We start from the raw sequence: 16,526 nt of genomic DNA on the forward strand, positions 1-16,526 counted from the left end.
CCGGGCTGACCCCGGCCCCGCTGCACGGGGCCGGGGTCAGCCGGTCAGCCGGTGGTCCGTTTGCGGCGCTCGTTGAAGTCGCGCATCCGCTGCGGATAGCCGACCAGCCGGACGTCGTAGATCGGGATCGCCAGCTTGTGCGCGAACCGCCGGGCGCCGTCCGGGCCGTCGATCCGGCGTCGGGTCCATTCGCCGTCGTGGGCGATCAACATGACGGTGGTCTCGGTCACGGTCGTCCGGGGCTCGATGAACGCCTCGACACCGCGCCTCGACCGGACAAACTGTTCAAGGTGGTCAAGATCCGCACGGCTGGCGGGACGATCACCCGCCGCGACAACCGCCTTCTTCCGTCGGCGAAACCAGGCCAACCCGACCCTCTCCTCCCCGGCACGCCGCCCCGCGGCGAAAGTGGCGACTTCCGGCAAGCGTACGTCCCGACGACGTGTCCTTGGGCACCTCGGTACGCGGCCCGCTTCCACTAGTGACAAGATGACCGAGGTGGGCGCTCCCCGGTCCCAACTGGCAGTCCGGAGAAAGTCCACGCCCCGCCGGCCGGAAAACCCCGACCGGGGGTGGCGGTATGCCCGGTTGACCGGCATCACCCTCGTAGCAGCGACGCGACCTGGGAGTTAACTGTGAGCGAGCCGAACGGCGGAACGTTCGATGTCGTCATCCTCGGGGGTGGCAGCGGCGGGTACGCGGCGGCGCTGCGCGCCGCCCAACTGGACCTCTCGGTCGCGATGATCGAGAAGGGCAAGGTCGGCGGCACCTGCCTGCACAACGGCTGCATCCCCACGAAGGCGCTGCTGCACGCGGCCGAGATCGCCGACCAGACCCGCGAGTCCGAGCAGTTCGGCGTCAAGGCCGAGCTGGTCGGCATCGACATGCCCGGCGTCAACGCCTACAAGGACGGCGTGATCTCGCGGCTCTACAAGGGCCTGCAAGGGCTGATCAAGGGTGCCAAGATCACCCTGGTCGAGGGCGAGGGCAAGCTGGTCTCTGCCGACACCGTCGAGGCGAACGGGGCCCGCTACACCGGCCGCAACATCATCCTGGCCACCGGCTCGTACGCCCGGACCCTGCCCGGTCTGGAGATCGACGGCGAGCGGGTGATCACCAGCGACCACGCGCTGACCCTGGATCGGGTGCCGACCTCGGCGATCGTGCTCGGCGGCGGCGTCATCGGCGTCGAGTTCGCCAGCGTCTGGAAGTCATTCGGGGTCGACGTCACCATCATCGAGGCGCTGCCCCGGCTGGTGGCGGCCGAGGACGAGGAGTCATCCAAGGCGCTGGAGCGGGCTTTCCGCAAGCGCGGCATCGGGTTCAAGACCGGCAAGCGGTTCGAGAAGGTGGAGCACACCGAGAAGGGCGTCAAGGTCACCATCGAAGGCGGCGAGACCGTCGAGGCCGAACTGCTGCTGGTCGCGGTCGGCCGGGGCCCGAACACCGCCAACCTCGGTTACGAGGAGCAGGGCGTCAAGCTCGACCGGGGCTTCGTGCTGACCGACGAGCGGCTGCGCACCGGCGTGCCGAACGTCTACGCGGTCGGCGACATCGTGCCCGGCCTCCAGCTCGCGCACCGCGGCTTCCAGCAGGGCATCTTCGTGGCCGAGGAGATCGCCGGCCGCAACCCCGCCGTGATCGACGAGAACGGCATCCCCCGGGTCACCTACTCCGACCCGGAGCTGGCCTCCGTCGGGCTCACCGAGGCCCGGGCCAAGGAGCAGTACGGTGCCGACAAGGTGAAGACCTACAACTACAACCTCGGTGGCAACGGCAAGAGCCAGATCCTCAAGACCGCCGGCTTCGTCAAGCTGGTCCGGGTCGACGACGGACCCGTGGTCGGCCTGCACCTCGTCGGTGCCCGGGTCGGCGAGCTGATCGGCGAGGCGCAGCTCATCTTCAACTGGGAGGCGTACCCGGCCGAGGTGGCGCAGCTCATCCACGCCCACCCCACCCAGAGCGAGGCGCTCGGCGAGGCCCACCTGGCCCTGGCCGGCAAGCCGCTGCACGCACACGCCTGACCACAGAATCTCCGCGCCGCCCGGCGACCAACCGGGCCAGGATCGCACAGGCCACGAAGGAGTCTTGAAAGATGCCGGTATCGGTCACCATGCCCCGGCTGGGCGAGAGCGTCACTGAGGGCACCGTCACCCGGTGGCTGAAGCAGGAGGGCGACCGGGTCGAGGTCGACGAGCCCCTGCTCGAGGTTTCCACCGACAAGGTCGACACCGAGATCCCCTCCCCGGCGGCCGGCGTGCTGGCCCGGATCGTGGTGAGCGAGGACGAGACCGCCGAGGTCGGCAGCGAGCTGGCGGTGATCGACGGCGACGGCGAGGCGGGCGGCGAGGCCCGGCCGGCCCAGCCGGAGCCGGCCGAGGCCGAGCCGGCCCCGGCCGCCCCGTCGGCCGAGGCGGCGGAGCCGGCCGGCCAGCAGGAGCAGGCCGAGCCGGAGACGGTACCGGCGCAGACCGCACCGGCCGGCGACTCGGGCACCGTCCTCAAGATGCCGGCGCTGGGCGAGAGCGTCACCGAGGGCACCGTGACCCGCTGGCTGAAGGAGGTCGGCGACACCGTCGAGGCCGACGAGCCGCTGGTCGAGGTCTCCACCGACAAGGTGGACACCGAGATCCCCTCCCCGGTCGCCGGCACCCTGCTGGAGATCCGGGTCAGCCAGGACGAGACCGCGCCGGTCGGCGCCGACCTGGCGGTGATCGGTGCCGCCGGAGGCGCCGCCCCGGCCGCCGAGCCGGCGAAGCCCGCCCCGGAGGCCGCGAAGCCGGCTCCCGAGCCCGCCAAGCCGGCGGCGGAGCCGGCCCGGCCGTCGGCACCGGCGGCCGGTGCGTCGTACCAGACCCCGGCGCCGGAGACCGAGCGTTCCGAGCAGCCGGTCCAGACCGAGCAGGCGGCCCAGCCGGCGCCGGCCCGTACCCCGGCCCCGGCACCCGCACCGTCCGGCGAGAACGGTGCCGGGTACGTCACGCCGCTGGTCCGCAAGCTCGCCAGCGACCAGGGCGTCGACCTCTCCACGGTCAGCGGTACCGGGGTCGGTGGCCGGATCCGCAAGCAGGACGTACTCGATGCGGCCGAGCGGGCCCGTGCGGCCGCGCAGGCCCCGGCCGCCCAGCCGGCCGCGCAGGCCGCCGCTCCGGCCGCACCGGCGCCGAAGGCGGCACCGAGCCCGCTGCGGGGCAGCACCCAGAAGCTGCCCCGGATCCGCGCGGTGATCGCCAAGCGGATGCAGGAGTCGCTGCACGAGATGGCGCAGCTCACCACGGTCGTCGAGGTGGACGTCACCAAGGTGGCCCGGCTGCGGGCCAAGGCCAAGGACACGTTCCTCCAGCGGCACGGGGTCAAGCTGTCGTTCCTGCCGTTCTTCGCGCTGGCCGCCGTCGAGGCGTTGCAGACCTACCCGGTCGTCAACGCCCGGATGGACCTGGAGGCCGGCACGATCACCTATCCGGAGGCGGAGCACCTCGGCATCGCCGTGGACACCGAGCGCGGCCTGATGGTGCCGGTGATCCACAACGCCGGTGACCTGAACCTGGCCGGGATCGCCCGCCGGGTCGCCGACCTCGCCGAGCGGACCCGCACCAACAAGATCAGCCCGGACGAGATCGCCGGTGCGACCTTCACGCTGACCAACACCGGCAGCCGGGGCGCGCTCTTCGACACCCCGATCGTCCCGGCGCCGCAGTCGGCGATGCTCGGCACCGGCGCGGTGGTCAAGCGGCCGATGGTGATCACCGACCCGCAGCTCGGCGAGGTGATCGCGCCGCGCTCGATGGTCTACCTGGCGCTCTCCTACGACCACCGGCTGGTCGACGGTGCGGACGCCGCCCGGTTCCTGACCGCGATCAAGGAGCGGCTGGAGGCCGGCCAGTTCGAGGCCGAACTCGGGCTGGCCTGATCGCACCCACGCCCGTGCGGGGCGCCCGGCCGTCGGCCGGGCGCCCCGCGCCGTTTCGGCCGCACGCCGACACCGCCACCCGGCGGGTTGGCCCGGATCGGCGGTGCCGATCCGGGCCGCCTCGGGCGGAGTGGGCGAAGATACGGAGATGCGAATCCTCATGGCCGGCGCGTCCGGCTGGCTCGGCACCCGTCTGACCGATCGGCTCCGGGCGGCGGAGCACGACGTCGTCCGGCTGGTCCGGCGCCCCGCTCAGGGCCCGGACGAGGTGCGGTGGGATCCGGCCGCCGGCCAACTCGACCCGGCGACGCTCTCCGGCACCGACGCGGTGATCAACCTGGCCGGCGCCAACGTCGGCGACCGGCGCTGGACCAGCGGTTTCAAGGAGGTACTCCGGGCCAGCCGGGTGGACAGCACCGCGACGCTGGCCCGGGCGATCGCCGCACTGCCGGCCGAGCAGCGTCCCCGGGCGCTGCTGAACGGCTCGGCGATCGGCTGGTACGGCGACACCGGCGACCGTCCGGTCGAGGAGGACGAGCCGGCCGGCGACGGCTTCATGGCCGACCTGTGCCGGGTCTGGGAGGCGGCGACCGCACCGGCCGAGCAGGCCGGGGTACGGGTGGTACGGCTGCGCATCGGCCTGCCGCTGGAGCAGACCGGCGGGCTGCTGAAGCCGCAACTCCTGCCGTACCGGCTCGGTATCGGGGGCAAGTTCGGCAGCGGCCGGCAGTGGATTCCGTGGATCTCGATGGCCGACTGGCTGGCCGCGATGACCTTCCTGCTGGACCGCGAAGACCTCGCCGGGCCGGTCAACGTGGTCGGCCCGGCACCGGTGACCAACGCCGAGTTCACCAAGGCGCTCGGCCGGGCGCTGCACCGGCCGACCGTGATGCCGGTGCCGGCGATCGCGCTGCGGATCCTGCTCGGCGAGCTGTCGGTCGAGCCGCTGCGCAGCCTCCGGGTGCTGCCCGGGGTGCTGAACCGGGCCGGTTTCGAGTATCGGCATCCCGACCTGCCGAGCGCGCTGCAAGCCGCGCTGACCAGCCGCTGAGCTGGAGGGTTGAGCGGGTAGGGCAGTTGGCCCGGAAACAGCCAACAGAGGTGAACGGTGTGCGAAGGTGGATTCACCTTCCGTACCGGACACAACCTCCGGCCCCGGACGTCGTGGCGGCGGTGCGGTCGGGAAGGCGATCCGCGCCGCGAGCGGCGCCGCGATGCTGGAGGCTCGATGACCGCCCAGGACCGGACCCGCCGACCGGCCGTCCCCACCAGACCGCACCGGGCCGTCGCCGCCGCGCTCGCGCTCTCCGCCGGCCTGGCCATCGGCGGTACGACGGGCGTGGCGGTCAGTTGGCCGGACGGCCGGACCGGCTTCACCGTGGCCGCCGGGGAGCCACCGGGACCCGGCAGCGTCACCTTCCGGGTGGTACCCCTGCCGACGACCGCGCCGCCGACGCCCCAACCGACGGCGGCCACTCCCGGGCCGACGCCCTCGGGCCACCTGCCGGTCACCGGCGGCGGTGCCCCGCCCCCGGGCTGGCTGCCGGCCCTCGGCGCCCTGCTGGTGCTCACCGGCGCCCTGGTCGTGCTGGTCGCCCGCCGAACCCGCCGTCCCGGCGGCGCGGGACCCGCCGGGTAGCCGGACGGGCCCCGCGCCGACCCGGTCAGCAGTCGCGCAGCTCCGGGGACTGGTTGCGGACCTGGGCGAGCGGCGAGACGAACCGCTGGTACGTGGTGCCGCCCACCGCCGCCGGCCGGAACGCGGCCACCCGGTGGCAGTTCTGGAACGCGAGGCGTACCCCGAAGTGGCGTTCCAGCCCGCCCCGGATGGCGTCGCTGGCCAGTGCCCGGAGCAGTTGACCCCGCTCCGCCTCGCTCGGCGGCGGTACGGCGTGATCGGCGTAGTCGGCCGTGGTCGCGTGGACCCGGGCCGAGACCTCGGAAACCACCGCCCAGGCGTACGGCAGGGACCGCCGGACACAGTCGACGAACTCCTCGTCGTCGACCTGGCCGGCCTCGGCCCGCTCCAGCAGTGCGGCGGGTACGTCCAGGGACATCTCTCTCCTCCTGTCGTGGATTCGACCCGCACCGGGCCGGCTGGCCCGGAGCGGCGGCACATCTCGACCGGCACCGGTCGCGGCGCCGACCGGCGCGGCGGTCAGCGGACCGGCGCCTGCGGCCCGGGCACGAAGTCGGGGTCCACCTGGCCGGCCAGGTCCTCGCCGACCCGGTCGTTGGCCCAGGCGACCGCGTTGCGCAGGTGGAACTCCACCGCGTGCCGCTGGAAGGTCGCCCAGTCCTGCACCTGCTCGTCGACGGTGGCCCGGAGCAGGTCGAGCGCGGCCCGGTTGCCCGGCTCCAGGGTGTGCACCGGCGCCGGTACGCCCCGTTCGGCCCCCTTCACGTAGTCGGAGCGGGTCAGCCAGGTGAGCAGGTCGGCACCGACGTGCTGGCGCAGGAACTCCACGTCACCGTGGTCGTCGACCTTGTTGCCGACCACGTGCACCCGGACGCCGTACTCCCGGGCGTAGCCGAGGTACTGCCGGTAGACGCCGACGCTGCGCAGGGTCGGCTCGCAGACCAGGAAGGTCGCGTCGAACCGGGTGAACAGCCCGGAGGCGAACGAGTCGGCCCCGGCGGTCATGTCCACCACCACGTACTCCCCCGGACCGTCGACCAGGTGGTTGAGCAGCAGTTCCACCGCACCCACCTTGGCGTGGTAGCAGGACACCCCGAGGTCGTCGGCACCGAACGGGCCGGTCACGGCGAGCCGGACGCCGGCCACCTCACGGACCACCGCCGCGTACAGCGGGTTGTCGCCGTCGACCGGCAACAGCCGGGAGCCCCGGCCAGGCGGGGTGGTCTTGACCATCGCGGCGACCGAGGAGATCCGCGGGTTCTCGCCGCGCAGGTACTCCTTGATCTGCGGCAGGTGGTCGCCGAGCGTCGGCAGCCGGGCCGCCTCCGCCTCGGTGGCGCCGAGCGCGGTCCCGAGGTGCTGGTTGATGTCGGCGTCGATGGCGAGCAGCGGCGGCGGGCCGCCGTCGGCCGGGCCGGCAGCGGCGAGATGCCGGGCGAAGAGGGCGGCCAGCGTGGTCTTGCCACTGCCGCCCTTGCCGACGAACGAGATTTTCACGGTACGGGTCCTCCGGTGCGTTCTGCGACGTTAATCCAATTGGAAATCATTTCCATAAGATCCGTCAAGGTTGCCCGCATCCTCGGCGTGTCGGATCGGGGTTGGTAACCTCCGGCCCGTGCCGCTCTCCCCGCCCGCGCTCGCCGGGCCGATCTCACCCCCGCCGCCCGCGTCCCCGGGCGCCCGGCGGAGCCGCCGGACCGACCTGCTCGTCGCGCTGGTCGCGATCGTCGGAGCGGGCTGGATCACCAGCGGACTCTGGCCCGACCCGAGCGGGCGGGCGATCACCGTCAACTCCAGCGACCAGGCTCTCTTCGAGTGGCTGCTCGCATACGGCGCACACGCGCTCACCCACGGCCAGGACCCGTTCTTCACCGACCTGCTGAACGTGCCGGACGGGGTCAACCTGGCGGTCAACACCTCGGTCACGGTGTACGCCGTCGTCTTCGCCCCGCTCACCTACCTGGTCGGCGCCTCGGCCACTTTCCTGGTGATCCTCACCGGCAACCTCGCCGCCACGGCGTTCGGCTGGTACTGGCTGCTCTCCCGGACACTCGTCCGGAGCACCCCGGCCGCGATCCTCGGCGGGCTGTTCATCGGCTTCGCGCCCGGCATCGTCGCGCACGCCAACGCCCACCTGAACTGGAGCGCGGGCTGGGTGGTCCCGATGCTGCTCTGGGGGGTGCTCCGGCTGCGCCGGCCCGGCCGGTGGCTGTCCGGCGGGCTGCTCCTCGGGGTGCTGGTCACGGTCGCCTTCTCGATCGCCGCCGAAGGACTCTTCTTCACCGCGCTGGCCTGCGGCGTCTTCTTCGGCACCTGGGCACTGGACCGGGGCCGCCGGGCCGAGGTGCGGGCCGCGCTGCCGGACTTCCTGCGCGGGCTCGGGGTCACCGCGCTGGTGGCGTTCGCGCTGCTGGCGTACCCGCTCTGGCTGCACTTCCTCGGCCCGCAGCGGTTCCACGGCACCGGTTTCGACCCGGTGATCCACGCCGAGGACATCGCCGCGTACGCGGCGTACCCGCAGCGGACCCTGGCCGGGGCGGCCGGGCTGGACACCTCGCTGGCACCGAACCCGACCGAGGAGAACTCGTTCCTCGGGCTGCCGCTGCTGGTGCTGGCCGTCCTCTGCTTCGTCGTGCTGTGGCGGCGTACGGCACCGGAGCGCCGGACCACCGTACGGGCGATCGGGGTGACCGCGCTGGTCTTCGCCGTACTCTCCTGGGGCCCCCGGGTGAAGATCTTCGGTGCGCACACCGACGTCCCGCTGCCGTACGCCCTGCTCGGCCACCTGCCGGTGTTCAACGCCGCCCTGCCGTCCCGGTTGGCCCTGGTGGTGACGCCGCTGGTCGGGCTGCTGCTGGCACACACCGTCGACCTGCTGCGGGCCGGCCCGGTTTCCCGGCGGGCGAGAGCCGGCTGGGCGGCCGGGTTCGCCGTGGCACTCCTGCCGCTGGTGCCGGTGCCGCTGCTCAGCACCCCCCGGGAACCGATCCCGGAGTTCGTCACCGCCGGCACCTGGCGGCAGTACGTCTCGCCCGGCGGGGTACTCACCCCGCTGCCGCTCACCCTCGACCTGGCCCCCGACGGGCAACGCTGGCAGGCGTACGCGCTGAGCCACCGGCAGGGCGAATTCCGCATCCCGTCCGGCTTCTTCCTCGGCCCCGGCGGGCCGGACGGCCGGGGCCGGATCGGGCCGGTGCCCCGGGCCACCGACGCGCTGCTGATGCGGGTGGCCGAGACCGGCGAGCGGCCGGCGATCACCGACGCCGACCGGGCCGCCGCCCGGGCCGACCTGCGCTACTGGCGGGTCGAGGCGGTGGTGCTGGCCGACCGGGTGCACGGGGCGAAGTTCCCCATCCACACCGACGCGCTGCGCGACGTCACCACCGCGCTGCTGGGCCCTCCGGAACGGGTAGCCGACGTCTGGCTCTGGCGCCTCACCCCGTGACGCCGTTGTGCGCGGCGAGGATGCCGAGGGCGTAGGCGGTGGCGACCAGGGTGAGCATCAGCGCCGCGACCCGGCGGAACCGGCGGGCCAACCCCGGCAGCTCGGCCGGCAGGGCGAAGACCCGGCGCGGCCAGCCCCGCCAGGAGACCCACCAGAACAGGCCGGTCGCGGCGGCCAGCAGCACCGCCTGGCCGGCAACCGCCGCCCACCACCCGGCCGACCGCTCGGGAGCCAGCAGCACCAGGGCGAGCCCGGTCGCCCAGAGCACCCCGATCAGCCCCACCACCGGCCACCGGTTGCCGTGCGCCAGCACCCGCTGCGCGTCCTCCACCCGCTCGGGGTCGTCGAACATCCGGGACAGCTTCGGCTGCACCGCGAAGAGGCTGTAGGCCATCGAGCCCAGCCAGAGGGCCGCGACCCCGGCGTGCACCAGAACGACCCCGGTCAGCAGCGTATCCACCCGGGCATCATGCCCGAACCGGCCCGCCGGGGCTGAACCGTGGCTTCCGACAGGTGCCGGCAGCAGCGGTCGCCGCCGGCCGGTGACTCCGGCCACGAACCGGACTGACCCGCCGGTAGCCAACTAAGCTGGAGCGGTGACCAGCACTGTTGCCGCGTTGACCAGCGTCCGGCTCGGGACCCTGGACTATCTGGCGGCCTGGGACGAACAGCGTCGGGTGCACGAGGCGGTGGTCGCCGGGGAGCGCCCGGACACCGTACTCTTGCTCGAACACCCGAGCGTCTACACGGCCGGCAAGCGCACCGAGCCCTGGGACCGGCCGATGGACGGTACGCCGGTGATCGACGTGGACCGGGGCGGCAAGATCACCTGGCACGGCCCGGGTCAGCTCGTCGGCTATCCGATCCTCAAGCTTCCCGGGGCGGACACCGGGCTGCCGGTGGACGTCGTCGCCTTCGTCCGGCGTACCGAGCAGTTGCTGCTCGACGTCTGCACCGAGCTGGGACTCGGCACGGTCATGCTGGTGGAGGGGCGCAGCGGCGTCTGGGTACCGGCCGACGAGCGCGGGCCGGAACGCAAGGTCGCCGCGATCGGCATCCGGGTGGCCCGGGGCGTCACCCAACACGGCTTCTCGATCAACTGTGACTGCGACCTCGCCGCGTACGACCGGATCGTCGCCTGCGGGCTGCGCGACGTCGGGGTCACCTCGCTCACCGCCGAACTGGGCCGCCCGGTCACCGTCGCCGAGGTGCTGCCGGTGGTCGAACGCCACCTGCCGACCCTGCTCCCCTGAGCACTCGGCGGCGGACCCGATCCGGCCCGGCGCACGGCCGGTCACGGGGTCAGCCGGTGCAGGTCGCGGGGGAACGGGGTGACCTCGCGGACGTTCGCCACCCCGAGCAGCCGGGCCACCATCCGCTCCAACCCGATCGCGAAACCGCCGTGCGGCGGCATGCCGTGCCGGAACGCGTCCAGATATCCGGCGTACGGCTCGACCGGCTCGCCCCGCCGCGCGAGCGCGGCCAGGTAGTCGGCGTACCGGTACTCGGCTCCGTCAACGCTCTGCCCGGAGGCTAGCCGGACCGGCTGCCGTTCTGACACCGAATATCCGCGTCCGCCGCCGCACGCATGCCTGGCGGACGGCGTGAGTGGTATCACCTGGTCCGGCACGTGAGTCCGGTCGCCTCCGGTCGATCGGCCGACCTCTCGGCGCGTAGGCTCGGATTCGTGACCATCGAGCAAGCCGCGCCATCCACCGCCGCCGAAGCCGGAGGGGTGAGCGTCGTGACCGCACCGGAGATCCGTACCGGCAATCCCGTCGCGCCGGAGGGGCGCCGGCTGCTGCGGGTCGAGGCCCGCAACGCGGCGACGCCGATCGAGCGCAAGCCGCCGTGGATCAAGGTCAAGGCGAAGATGGGTCCCGAATACACCCAGCTCCGTGGGCTGGTTTCCCGGGAGGGTCTGCACACCGTCTGCCAGGAGGCCGGCTGCCCCAACATCTACGAGTGCTGGGAAGACCGGGAGGCGACCTTCCTGATCGGCGGTGACCAGTGCACCCGCCGGTGCGACTTCTGCCAGATCGACACCGGCAAGCCGGCCGACTTCGACGCGGACGAGCCACGCCGGGTCGCCGAGTCGGTGGTCGCGATGGGCCTGCGGTACGCCACCGTCACCGGGGTGGCCCGGGACGACCTGCCGGACGGCGGTGCCTGGCTCTACGCCGAGACGGTCCGGCAGATCCACGGGCTGACCCGGCGGGAGCGGCCGGCCGGTGCCGAGGGCGTCCTGGACGCGCTGCCGCACTGCGGCGTGGAGCTGCTGATCCCGGACTTCAACGGCAACCCGGAGCAGCTCGCCGAGGTCTTCGGCGCCCGCCCGGAGGTGCTCGCACACAACGTCGAGACGGTGCCCCGGATCTTCAAGCGGATCCGGCCGGCGTTCCGCTACGAGCGCTCGCTCGACGTACTCACCCAGGCCCGGGCGGCCGGGCTGGTGACCAAGTCCAACCTGATCCTCGGGCTGGGCGAGGAGCGCGCCGAGATCTCCCAGGCACTGCGTGACCTGCACGCGGCCGGCTGCGAGCTGGTCACCATCACGCAGTACCTGCGCCCGACCCCCCGGCACCACCCCGTCGAGCGGTGGGTCCGGCCGGAGGAGTTCGTGGAGCTGCGCGAGGAGGCCGAGGAGATCGGCTTCGCAGGGGTACTGAGCGGGCCGCTGGTGCGCTCGTCGTACCGCGCCGGCCGGCTCTACCAGCAGGCCGTCGAGGCCCGGACGCTGCCGGCCGCCACTACCGCCCGGTAGTCCGCCGCCAGCGGCCGGCAACTCCGGCAGGGGTCCCCGCCAGCTCTTTTCCACCTTCGACCCGGCTCGTCCACGCCAGTGGCGAACCGGGTCCGAGCCGTCGCACCGTGTTAGATTCCGGCCGTCAGCCGGGAGGTGCTTGCCGGCAACACGTCGAAGGTGATGAATAGAAGCATGACAGCACCCCACACCGTGATCATCGGCGCCGGCCCCGCCGGACTGACCGCGGCGTACGAGCTGACCAAGCGGAACGCCACCGTCGAGGTGTTCGAGGCCGACGACGTGGTGGGCGGGATCAGCCGTACCGTCGAGCGGGACGGCTGGCGGTTCGACATCGGCGGGCATCGTTTCTTCACCAAGGTCCCCCAGGTCGAGGCACTCTGGCACGAGATCCTGCCCGCCGAGGACTTCCTGCTCCGGCCCCGGATGAGCCGGATCTACTACCGGGGGAAGCTGTACGACTATCCACTCAAGGCCGGCAACGCGCTGCGCAACCTCGGCATCGTCGAGGCGCTGCGCTGCGTCGGCTCGTACCTCTGGGCCAAGGTCGTGCCGCCGAAGGACCAGTCACACCTCGCCGGCTGGGTCACCGCCCGGTTCGGCCGACGGCTCTTCACGCATTTCTTCAAGACGTACAACGAGAAGCTCTGGGGCGTACCGGCCACCGAACTCTCCGCCGACTGGGCGGCGCAGCGGATCAAGAACCTGTCGCTCTCCAACGCCGTGCTCAACGCCCTGCTGCCGAAACGCAACCAGAAGGACATCACCAGCCTGATCGAGGAATTCAACTACCCGAAGCACGGCCCCGGGATGATGTGGGAACGCTGCGCCGAGCAGGTCGAGAAGCGCGGCGGCCGGGTCACCCTGAACACCAGGGTCACCGCCGTGCACCGGGCCGGCGGCCGGGCGGTCGCGGTCACCGTCGACGGGCCGGCCGGGGCGCGTCGGGTCGAGGCCGACCACGTGGTGTCGTCGATGCCGATCTCGCACCTGGTGCTGGCGATGGACCCGCCGGCCCCACCGGCCGTACGCGCCGCCGCGAACGAGCTGTTCTACCGCGACTTCCTGACCGTCGCGCTGGTGGTGCCGGCCGAGTTCAGCTTTCCGGACAACTGGATCTACATTCACGCCCCGGAGGTGAAGGTCGGCCGGATCCAGAACTTCGGCTCCTGGTCGCCGTACCTGGTCAAGGACGGTCGGACCTGCCTCGGGCTGGAATACTTCCTCAGCATCGGCGACGAGCTGTGGAACAGCCCGGACGCCGACCTGGTCGCCCTGGGCACCGCCGAGTTGGAACGGCTCGGCCTGGTCCGCCCCGGCTCGGTCGAGGCCGGCTACGTCGTCCGGATGCCCCGCGCCTACCCGTTCTACGACTTCGCCTACAAGGAGAACGTCGCGACGATCCGCGGCTGGCTCGCCGCCGAGGTGCCGAACGTGCACCCGGTCGGCCGCAACGGGATGCACCGCTACAACAACGCGGACCACTCGATGATGACCGCGCTGCTCTCGGTGTCGAACATCTTGGACGGCACCGACCACGACGTGTGGACGGTCAACGTGGAAGAGGAATACCACGAGGAGAAGGGCCCGGGCGAGCACGGCACCGGCCGGGCCGCCCCGGTGCTGCCCCGCGACCCCGTCCCGAGCTGACGAGCTGACCCCGGCCGACCCGCCGGTCAGCCGGTGGGGACGCCGCCGTCCCGGGTCTGCGGGTCGAGCAGCCCCAGCCGGTGCGCGACCGCCGCCGCCTCGATCCGGTTCGCCACGTCCAGCTTGGCGATGATCCGGGAGACGTGCACGCTCGCCGTCTTCGGTGAGATGTAGAGCCGCTCGGCGATCCGGCTGTTGCTGTGCCCCTCCGCGACCAGCCGCAGCACCTCCCGCTCCCGGGCGGTGAGCAGGTCGGTGCCGGGCGCCGCGCCGGGCCCGGCCCGCAACCCGAGCCGCCGGGCCAGCGTCGCCGCCTGCTCCCCCAGCGGTACGGCCGCCAGCTCACCCGCGATCGCCGCCGCCTCTTCGAGCGCGCTCGCCGCCAGCGTCCGGTCCCCGGTCGCGGCTGCCGCCTCGGCCAGCCGGAGCAGTGCCCGGCCGAGCGGATACCGCTGGCCGTCCACCCGCCACGCCGCCACCGTCTCCTGCCAGCACGGCACCGCGCCGGCCGGGTCGGCGAGCGTCGCCGCCACCTCGGCCGCGTACGCCCGCTCGGCCGGATAGCGCACGGCGATCCCGTCGGCGACCGACCGTACCCGCTCGGCGAGTTCCCGGTTCCCGGCCGCGACGGCGGCCCGGGCGGCGGCGGCCAGCGCCGGCCAGGCGTACCGGGGGTCGGTGTCGAGCCGCCGGCCGAGCAGGGCCCGGGCGGCCTCCACCGCCACCGTGACGTCCCCGGCGGCCAGTGCCGCCTCGACCCGCAGCTCGTACAGCGGCAACTCCAGCGGCAGGAACGGCCGGCGGAGGAAGCCCAACGCCCGGGCGACCAACTCGTCGGCACCCGCCTGGCCACGGGCCAGCCGCAGCCCGGCCCGCAACTGCAACCAGTGGTAGCCGGTGATCCCGGGCAGGTCGAGCCGGGCCGCCTGCCCGCACAACTCGTCGGCCTCGTCCCAGCGACCGAGCGCGATCAGCGCCTCGGCCTGGTTGGAGAGCAGGAAGGCGCCGGTGGACCGGCTGATCCCGACCCGCCTCGCCTCGGCGTACCCGGCGGCGGCCGCCTCGGCCGACTCGGCGTACCGGCCGACCTCGCAGAGCGCGTCGGAGCTGACCACCAGCGCGGTCACCAGGGCGGACGGGTCACCCGCGGCCCGGGCCAGGTCGACCGCGCGGCGCAGGTCGGCCAGTCCGGCGTCGGCCGAGACCTGGCGGCCGCACACCCAGCCGGTGGCGAGCGTCGCGCTCAGCACGGCGTCCTCGTCGGCGAGTGCGGTCGCGGCGGCCACCGCCTCGGCGGCCATCCGGCCTCCCTCGTCGGGGTCCACCCGGGCGACCTGGAAGGCGATGTCGGCGAGCAGCCGCACCCGCTGCGGATCGCCGTTGACCTCGGCGACCAGCGCGTACGCCGCGCGCAGGTCCTCGGCGCCGTCGGACTTGCCGAGGATCCGGAGCAGCCGGCCGCGCAGCAGCCGCACCCTGGCGGTCCGGACCGGCTCGGCCGCACCGTCCAGTTCGGTCAGCATGGCGCGGGTCAGCGCGAGCGCCCGGCTGTAGTCACCGGCGGTCGAGGTCGCCGAGAGGGTCGCCTCCAGCACCGCCAGGTGGTTGCGGCCGAGCCGCTGCTCCGCGTCCGGCACCTGCTCCCAGAGTTCGAGTACCCGCTCCAGCAGCCGCCCCTGCTCGGCGTACGCGTACCGGGAGCCGGCCGCCTCGGCGGCGGCCCAGGCCGCGGTCAGCGCCCGGGGATAGTCGTGTGCCGCGTACCAGTGATGGGCCAGCTCGGCCGGGACCCGGCCGTCGGCGACGAGCTGCGGCTGCGCCTCGATCGCGGCCGCGTACCGGGCGTGCAGCCGGGCGTGCTCTCCGGGCAGCAGGTCCTCGTGTACGGCCTCCCGGACCAGTGCGTGCCGGAACTCGTAGCCGCCGTCCGGGTCGGCGACCACGAGCTGGGCGGCGACGGCGGCCCGGAGCGCCTCCTCCAGCTCGGTCTCCGGCACCCCGGCCACCTCGGCGAGCAGTTCGTGGGCGATCCGGGTGCCGCCGGCCCCGGCGATCCGGAGCACCCGCTGGGCCGGCTCGGGCAGCCGGTCGACCCGGGCCAGCAGCAGGTCGCGCAGGGTGTCCGGCAGGTCGGCACAGCCGCTCGGGTCGCTGGCCGCCGCGAGTTCCTCGACGAAGAACGGGTTGCCCTGGGTCCGGTCGTGGATGGTGTCGATGGCCCGGTCGCTGGGCTCGAAGCCGAACAGGTCCGCCAGCACCTGGCCGGTACCCTCCCGGTCCAGCCGGTCCAGTTCCAGCCGCTCGACGCCCCGGGCCCGGTCCAGTTCGGCCAGGAACGGGCGGAGCGGATGCCCCCGGTGCAGCTCGTCGGAGCGGTAGGTGCAGATCAGCAGCACCCGGGCCGGCCGGACCGCGCGGGCCAGGAAGGCGATCAGGTCCCGGGTCGACCGGTCGGCCCAGTGCAGGTCCTCGACCACCAGCACCAGCGGGCGTTCGGCGGCGAGCCGGGTGAAGAGCCCGGCGACCAGCTCGAAGAGGTACCCCCGGTGCGGGTCCAGGGAGAGCCCCGGCCCGTCCGAGGCGGTCCGGGTGTCGGCGCCGGCTGGCGCCGGCGCCAGCCGGTCCAGCTCCGGCAGCAGCCGGGCGAACTCCCGCTCGTACCCCTCGAACGCCGCCGCCCCGTCGCGGCGCAGCACCTGGCGGAGCGCGGCGGCGAACGGCGCGAACGGCAGGCCCTGCTCGCCGAGTTCCAGGCACTGGCCGACGAGGAGCTGGTTGCCGCCGGCGACGGCGCCCCGGCCGAACTCCTCGATCAGCCGGCTCTTGCCGACGCCGGCCTCACCGCCCACCAGCAGCGCGGCCGGCTCGTCGGCCCGGACCCGCTTGAGCGCGTCGCGCAGGACGGCGAGTTCGGACTGACGGCCGACGAGAACGCTGCTGGCGGCACGAGTGGTCACGGAATCGAGAATGCCACGGCGGGCGGGATCCCCGAAGATCCGAGGTCCCACCCCGGCGCCGCCCGGCGGACCGGGACGCCGGACGGCGAGCGTCGGGTCCCGGCCCACTGAACCTTTTCCAACCTCCGCTCGCGGTCCGGCGGACCGCAAGGCCGGACGCG

Annotated in this window: 13 protein-coding genes and 1 pseudogene; 8 read left to right on the forward strand and 6 right to left on the reverse strand. The window is 73.4% G+C overall.

What is annotated here, in order from left to right:
* Positions 1–44: 44 nt before the first annotated feature.
* On the reverse strand, positions 45–368 hold the full coding sequence (locus tag ACSMXO_RS33460; RefSeq protein ID WP_346257951.1) for a hypothetical protein: 324 nt from the start codon (positions 366–368) through the stop codon (positions 45–47).
* A 267-nt stretch (positions 369–635) separates the two neighbouring features.
* Between ACSMXO_RS33460 and lpdA the strand changes: the two genes are divergently transcribed.
* The 4 genes from lpdA (at position 636) to ACSMXO_RS33480 (ending at position 5,549) form a co-directional block, all read left to right on the forward strand.
* Complete coding sequence (lpdA, locus tag ACSMXO_RS33465; RefSeq protein WP_346257952.1) at positions 636–2,024, forward strand: dihydrolipoyl dehydrogenase; 1,389 nt, start codon at positions 636–638, stop codon at positions 2,022–2,024.
* A 71-nt stretch (positions 2,025–2,095) separates the two neighbouring features.
* On the forward strand, positions 2,096–3,910 hold the full coding sequence (gene sucB, locus ACSMXO_RS33470) for a 2-oxoglutarate dehydrogenase, E2 component, dihydrolipoamide succinyltransferase (RefSeq protein ID WP_455415137.1): 1,815 nt from the start codon (positions 2,096–2,098) through the stop codon (positions 3,908–3,910).
* Positions 3,911–4,058: 148 nt separating this feature from the next.
* Positions 4,059–4,961 carry a TIGR01777 family oxidoreductase gene (locus ACSMXO_RS33475; RefSeq protein WP_455415138.1) on the forward strand — a complete coding sequence of 301 codons (903 nt, stop codon included), beginning with the start codon at positions 4,059–4,061 and terminating at the stop codon, positions 4,959–4,961.
* 177 nt (positions 4,962–5,138) lie between these two features.
* On the forward strand, positions 5,139–5,549 hold the full coding sequence (locus ACSMXO_RS33480) for a hypothetical protein (RefSeq protein WP_455415139.1): 411 nt from the start codon (positions 5,139–5,141) through the stop codon (positions 5,547–5,549).
* A gap of 25 nt (positions 5,550–5,574) precedes the next feature.
* Here the strand turns inward: ACSMXO_RS33480 and ACSMXO_RS33485 are convergent, their stop codons facing one another.
* Positions 5,575–5,967, reverse strand: coding sequence for an SCO5389 family protein (locus ACSMXO_RS33485; protein WP_346257956.1), 393 nt, complete (start codon positions 5,965–5,967; stop codon positions 5,575–5,577).
* Positions 5,968–6,068: 101 nt separating this feature from the next.
* Complete coding sequence (locus ACSMXO_RS33490; RefSeq protein WP_346257957.1) at positions 6,069–7,046, reverse strand: ATP-binding protein; 978 nt, start codon at positions 7,044–7,046, stop codon at positions 6,069–6,071.
* A gap of 118 nt (positions 7,047–7,164) precedes the next feature.
* On the opposite strand from ACSMXO_RS33490, the gene ACSMXO_RS33495 reads away from it, so the two are divergent.
* A complete protein-coding gene (locus tag ACSMXO_RS33495; protein WP_455415140.1) occupies positions 7,165–8,994 on the forward strand; it encodes a DUF2079 domain-containing protein in 1,830 nt (609 codons plus the stop codon).
* On the opposite strand, the gene ACSMXO_RS33500 is transcribed toward ACSMXO_RS33495, so the two are convergent.
* Positions 8,984–9,454, reverse strand: coding sequence for a hypothetical protein (locus ACSMXO_RS33500; protein ID WP_455415141.1), 471 nt, complete (start codon positions 9,452–9,454; stop codon positions 8,984–8,986). The genes ACSMXO_RS33495 and ACSMXO_RS33500 overlap by 11 nt on opposite strands.
* A gap of 136 nt (positions 9,455–9,590) precedes the next feature.
* Between ACSMXO_RS33500 and lipB the strand changes: the two genes are divergently transcribed.
* Positions 9,591–10,247, forward strand: coding sequence for a lipoyl(octanoyl) transferase LipB (gene lipB, locus ACSMXO_RS33505; protein ID WP_346257960.1), 657 nt, complete (start codon positions 9,591–9,593; stop codon positions 10,245–10,247).
* A 41-nt stretch (positions 10,248–10,288) separates the two neighbouring features.
* On the opposite strand, the pseudogene ACSMXO_RS33510 reads toward lipB, so the two are convergent.
* A pseudogene (locus ACSMXO_RS33510) lies at positions 10,289–10,498 on the reverse strand (amino acid--tRNA ligase-related protein); the annotation flags it as partial.
* Positions 10,499–10,681: 183 nt separating this feature from the next.
* Here ACSMXO_RS33510 and lipA point away from each other — a divergent pair.
* Complete coding sequence (gene lipA / locus ACSMXO_RS33515) at positions 10,682–11,758, forward strand: lipoyl synthase (protein ID WP_455415142.1); 1,077 nt, start codon at positions 10,682–10,684, stop codon at positions 11,756–11,758.
* A 174-nt stretch (positions 11,759–11,932) separates the two neighbouring features.
* The gene (locus tag ACSMXO_RS33520; protein WP_455415143.1) at positions 11,933–13,408 is read left to right on the forward strand and encodes an NAD(P)/FAD-dependent oxidoreductase; all 1,476 of its coding nucleotides are present in this window, start codon (positions 11,933–11,935) and stop codon (positions 13,406–13,408) included.
* Between the two features lie 26 nt (positions 13,409–13,434).
* Here ACSMXO_RS33520 and ACSMXO_RS33525 read toward each other — a convergent pair whose 3' ends face one another.
* Complete coding sequence (locus ACSMXO_RS33525; protein ID WP_455415144.1) at positions 13,435–16,365, reverse strand: helix-turn-helix transcriptional regulator; 2,931 nt, start codon at positions 16,363–16,365, stop codon at positions 13,435–13,437.
* Positions 16,366–16,526 lie beyond the last annotated feature (161 nt).

The organism is Plantactinospora sp. DSM 117369 (assembly GCF_053764795.1).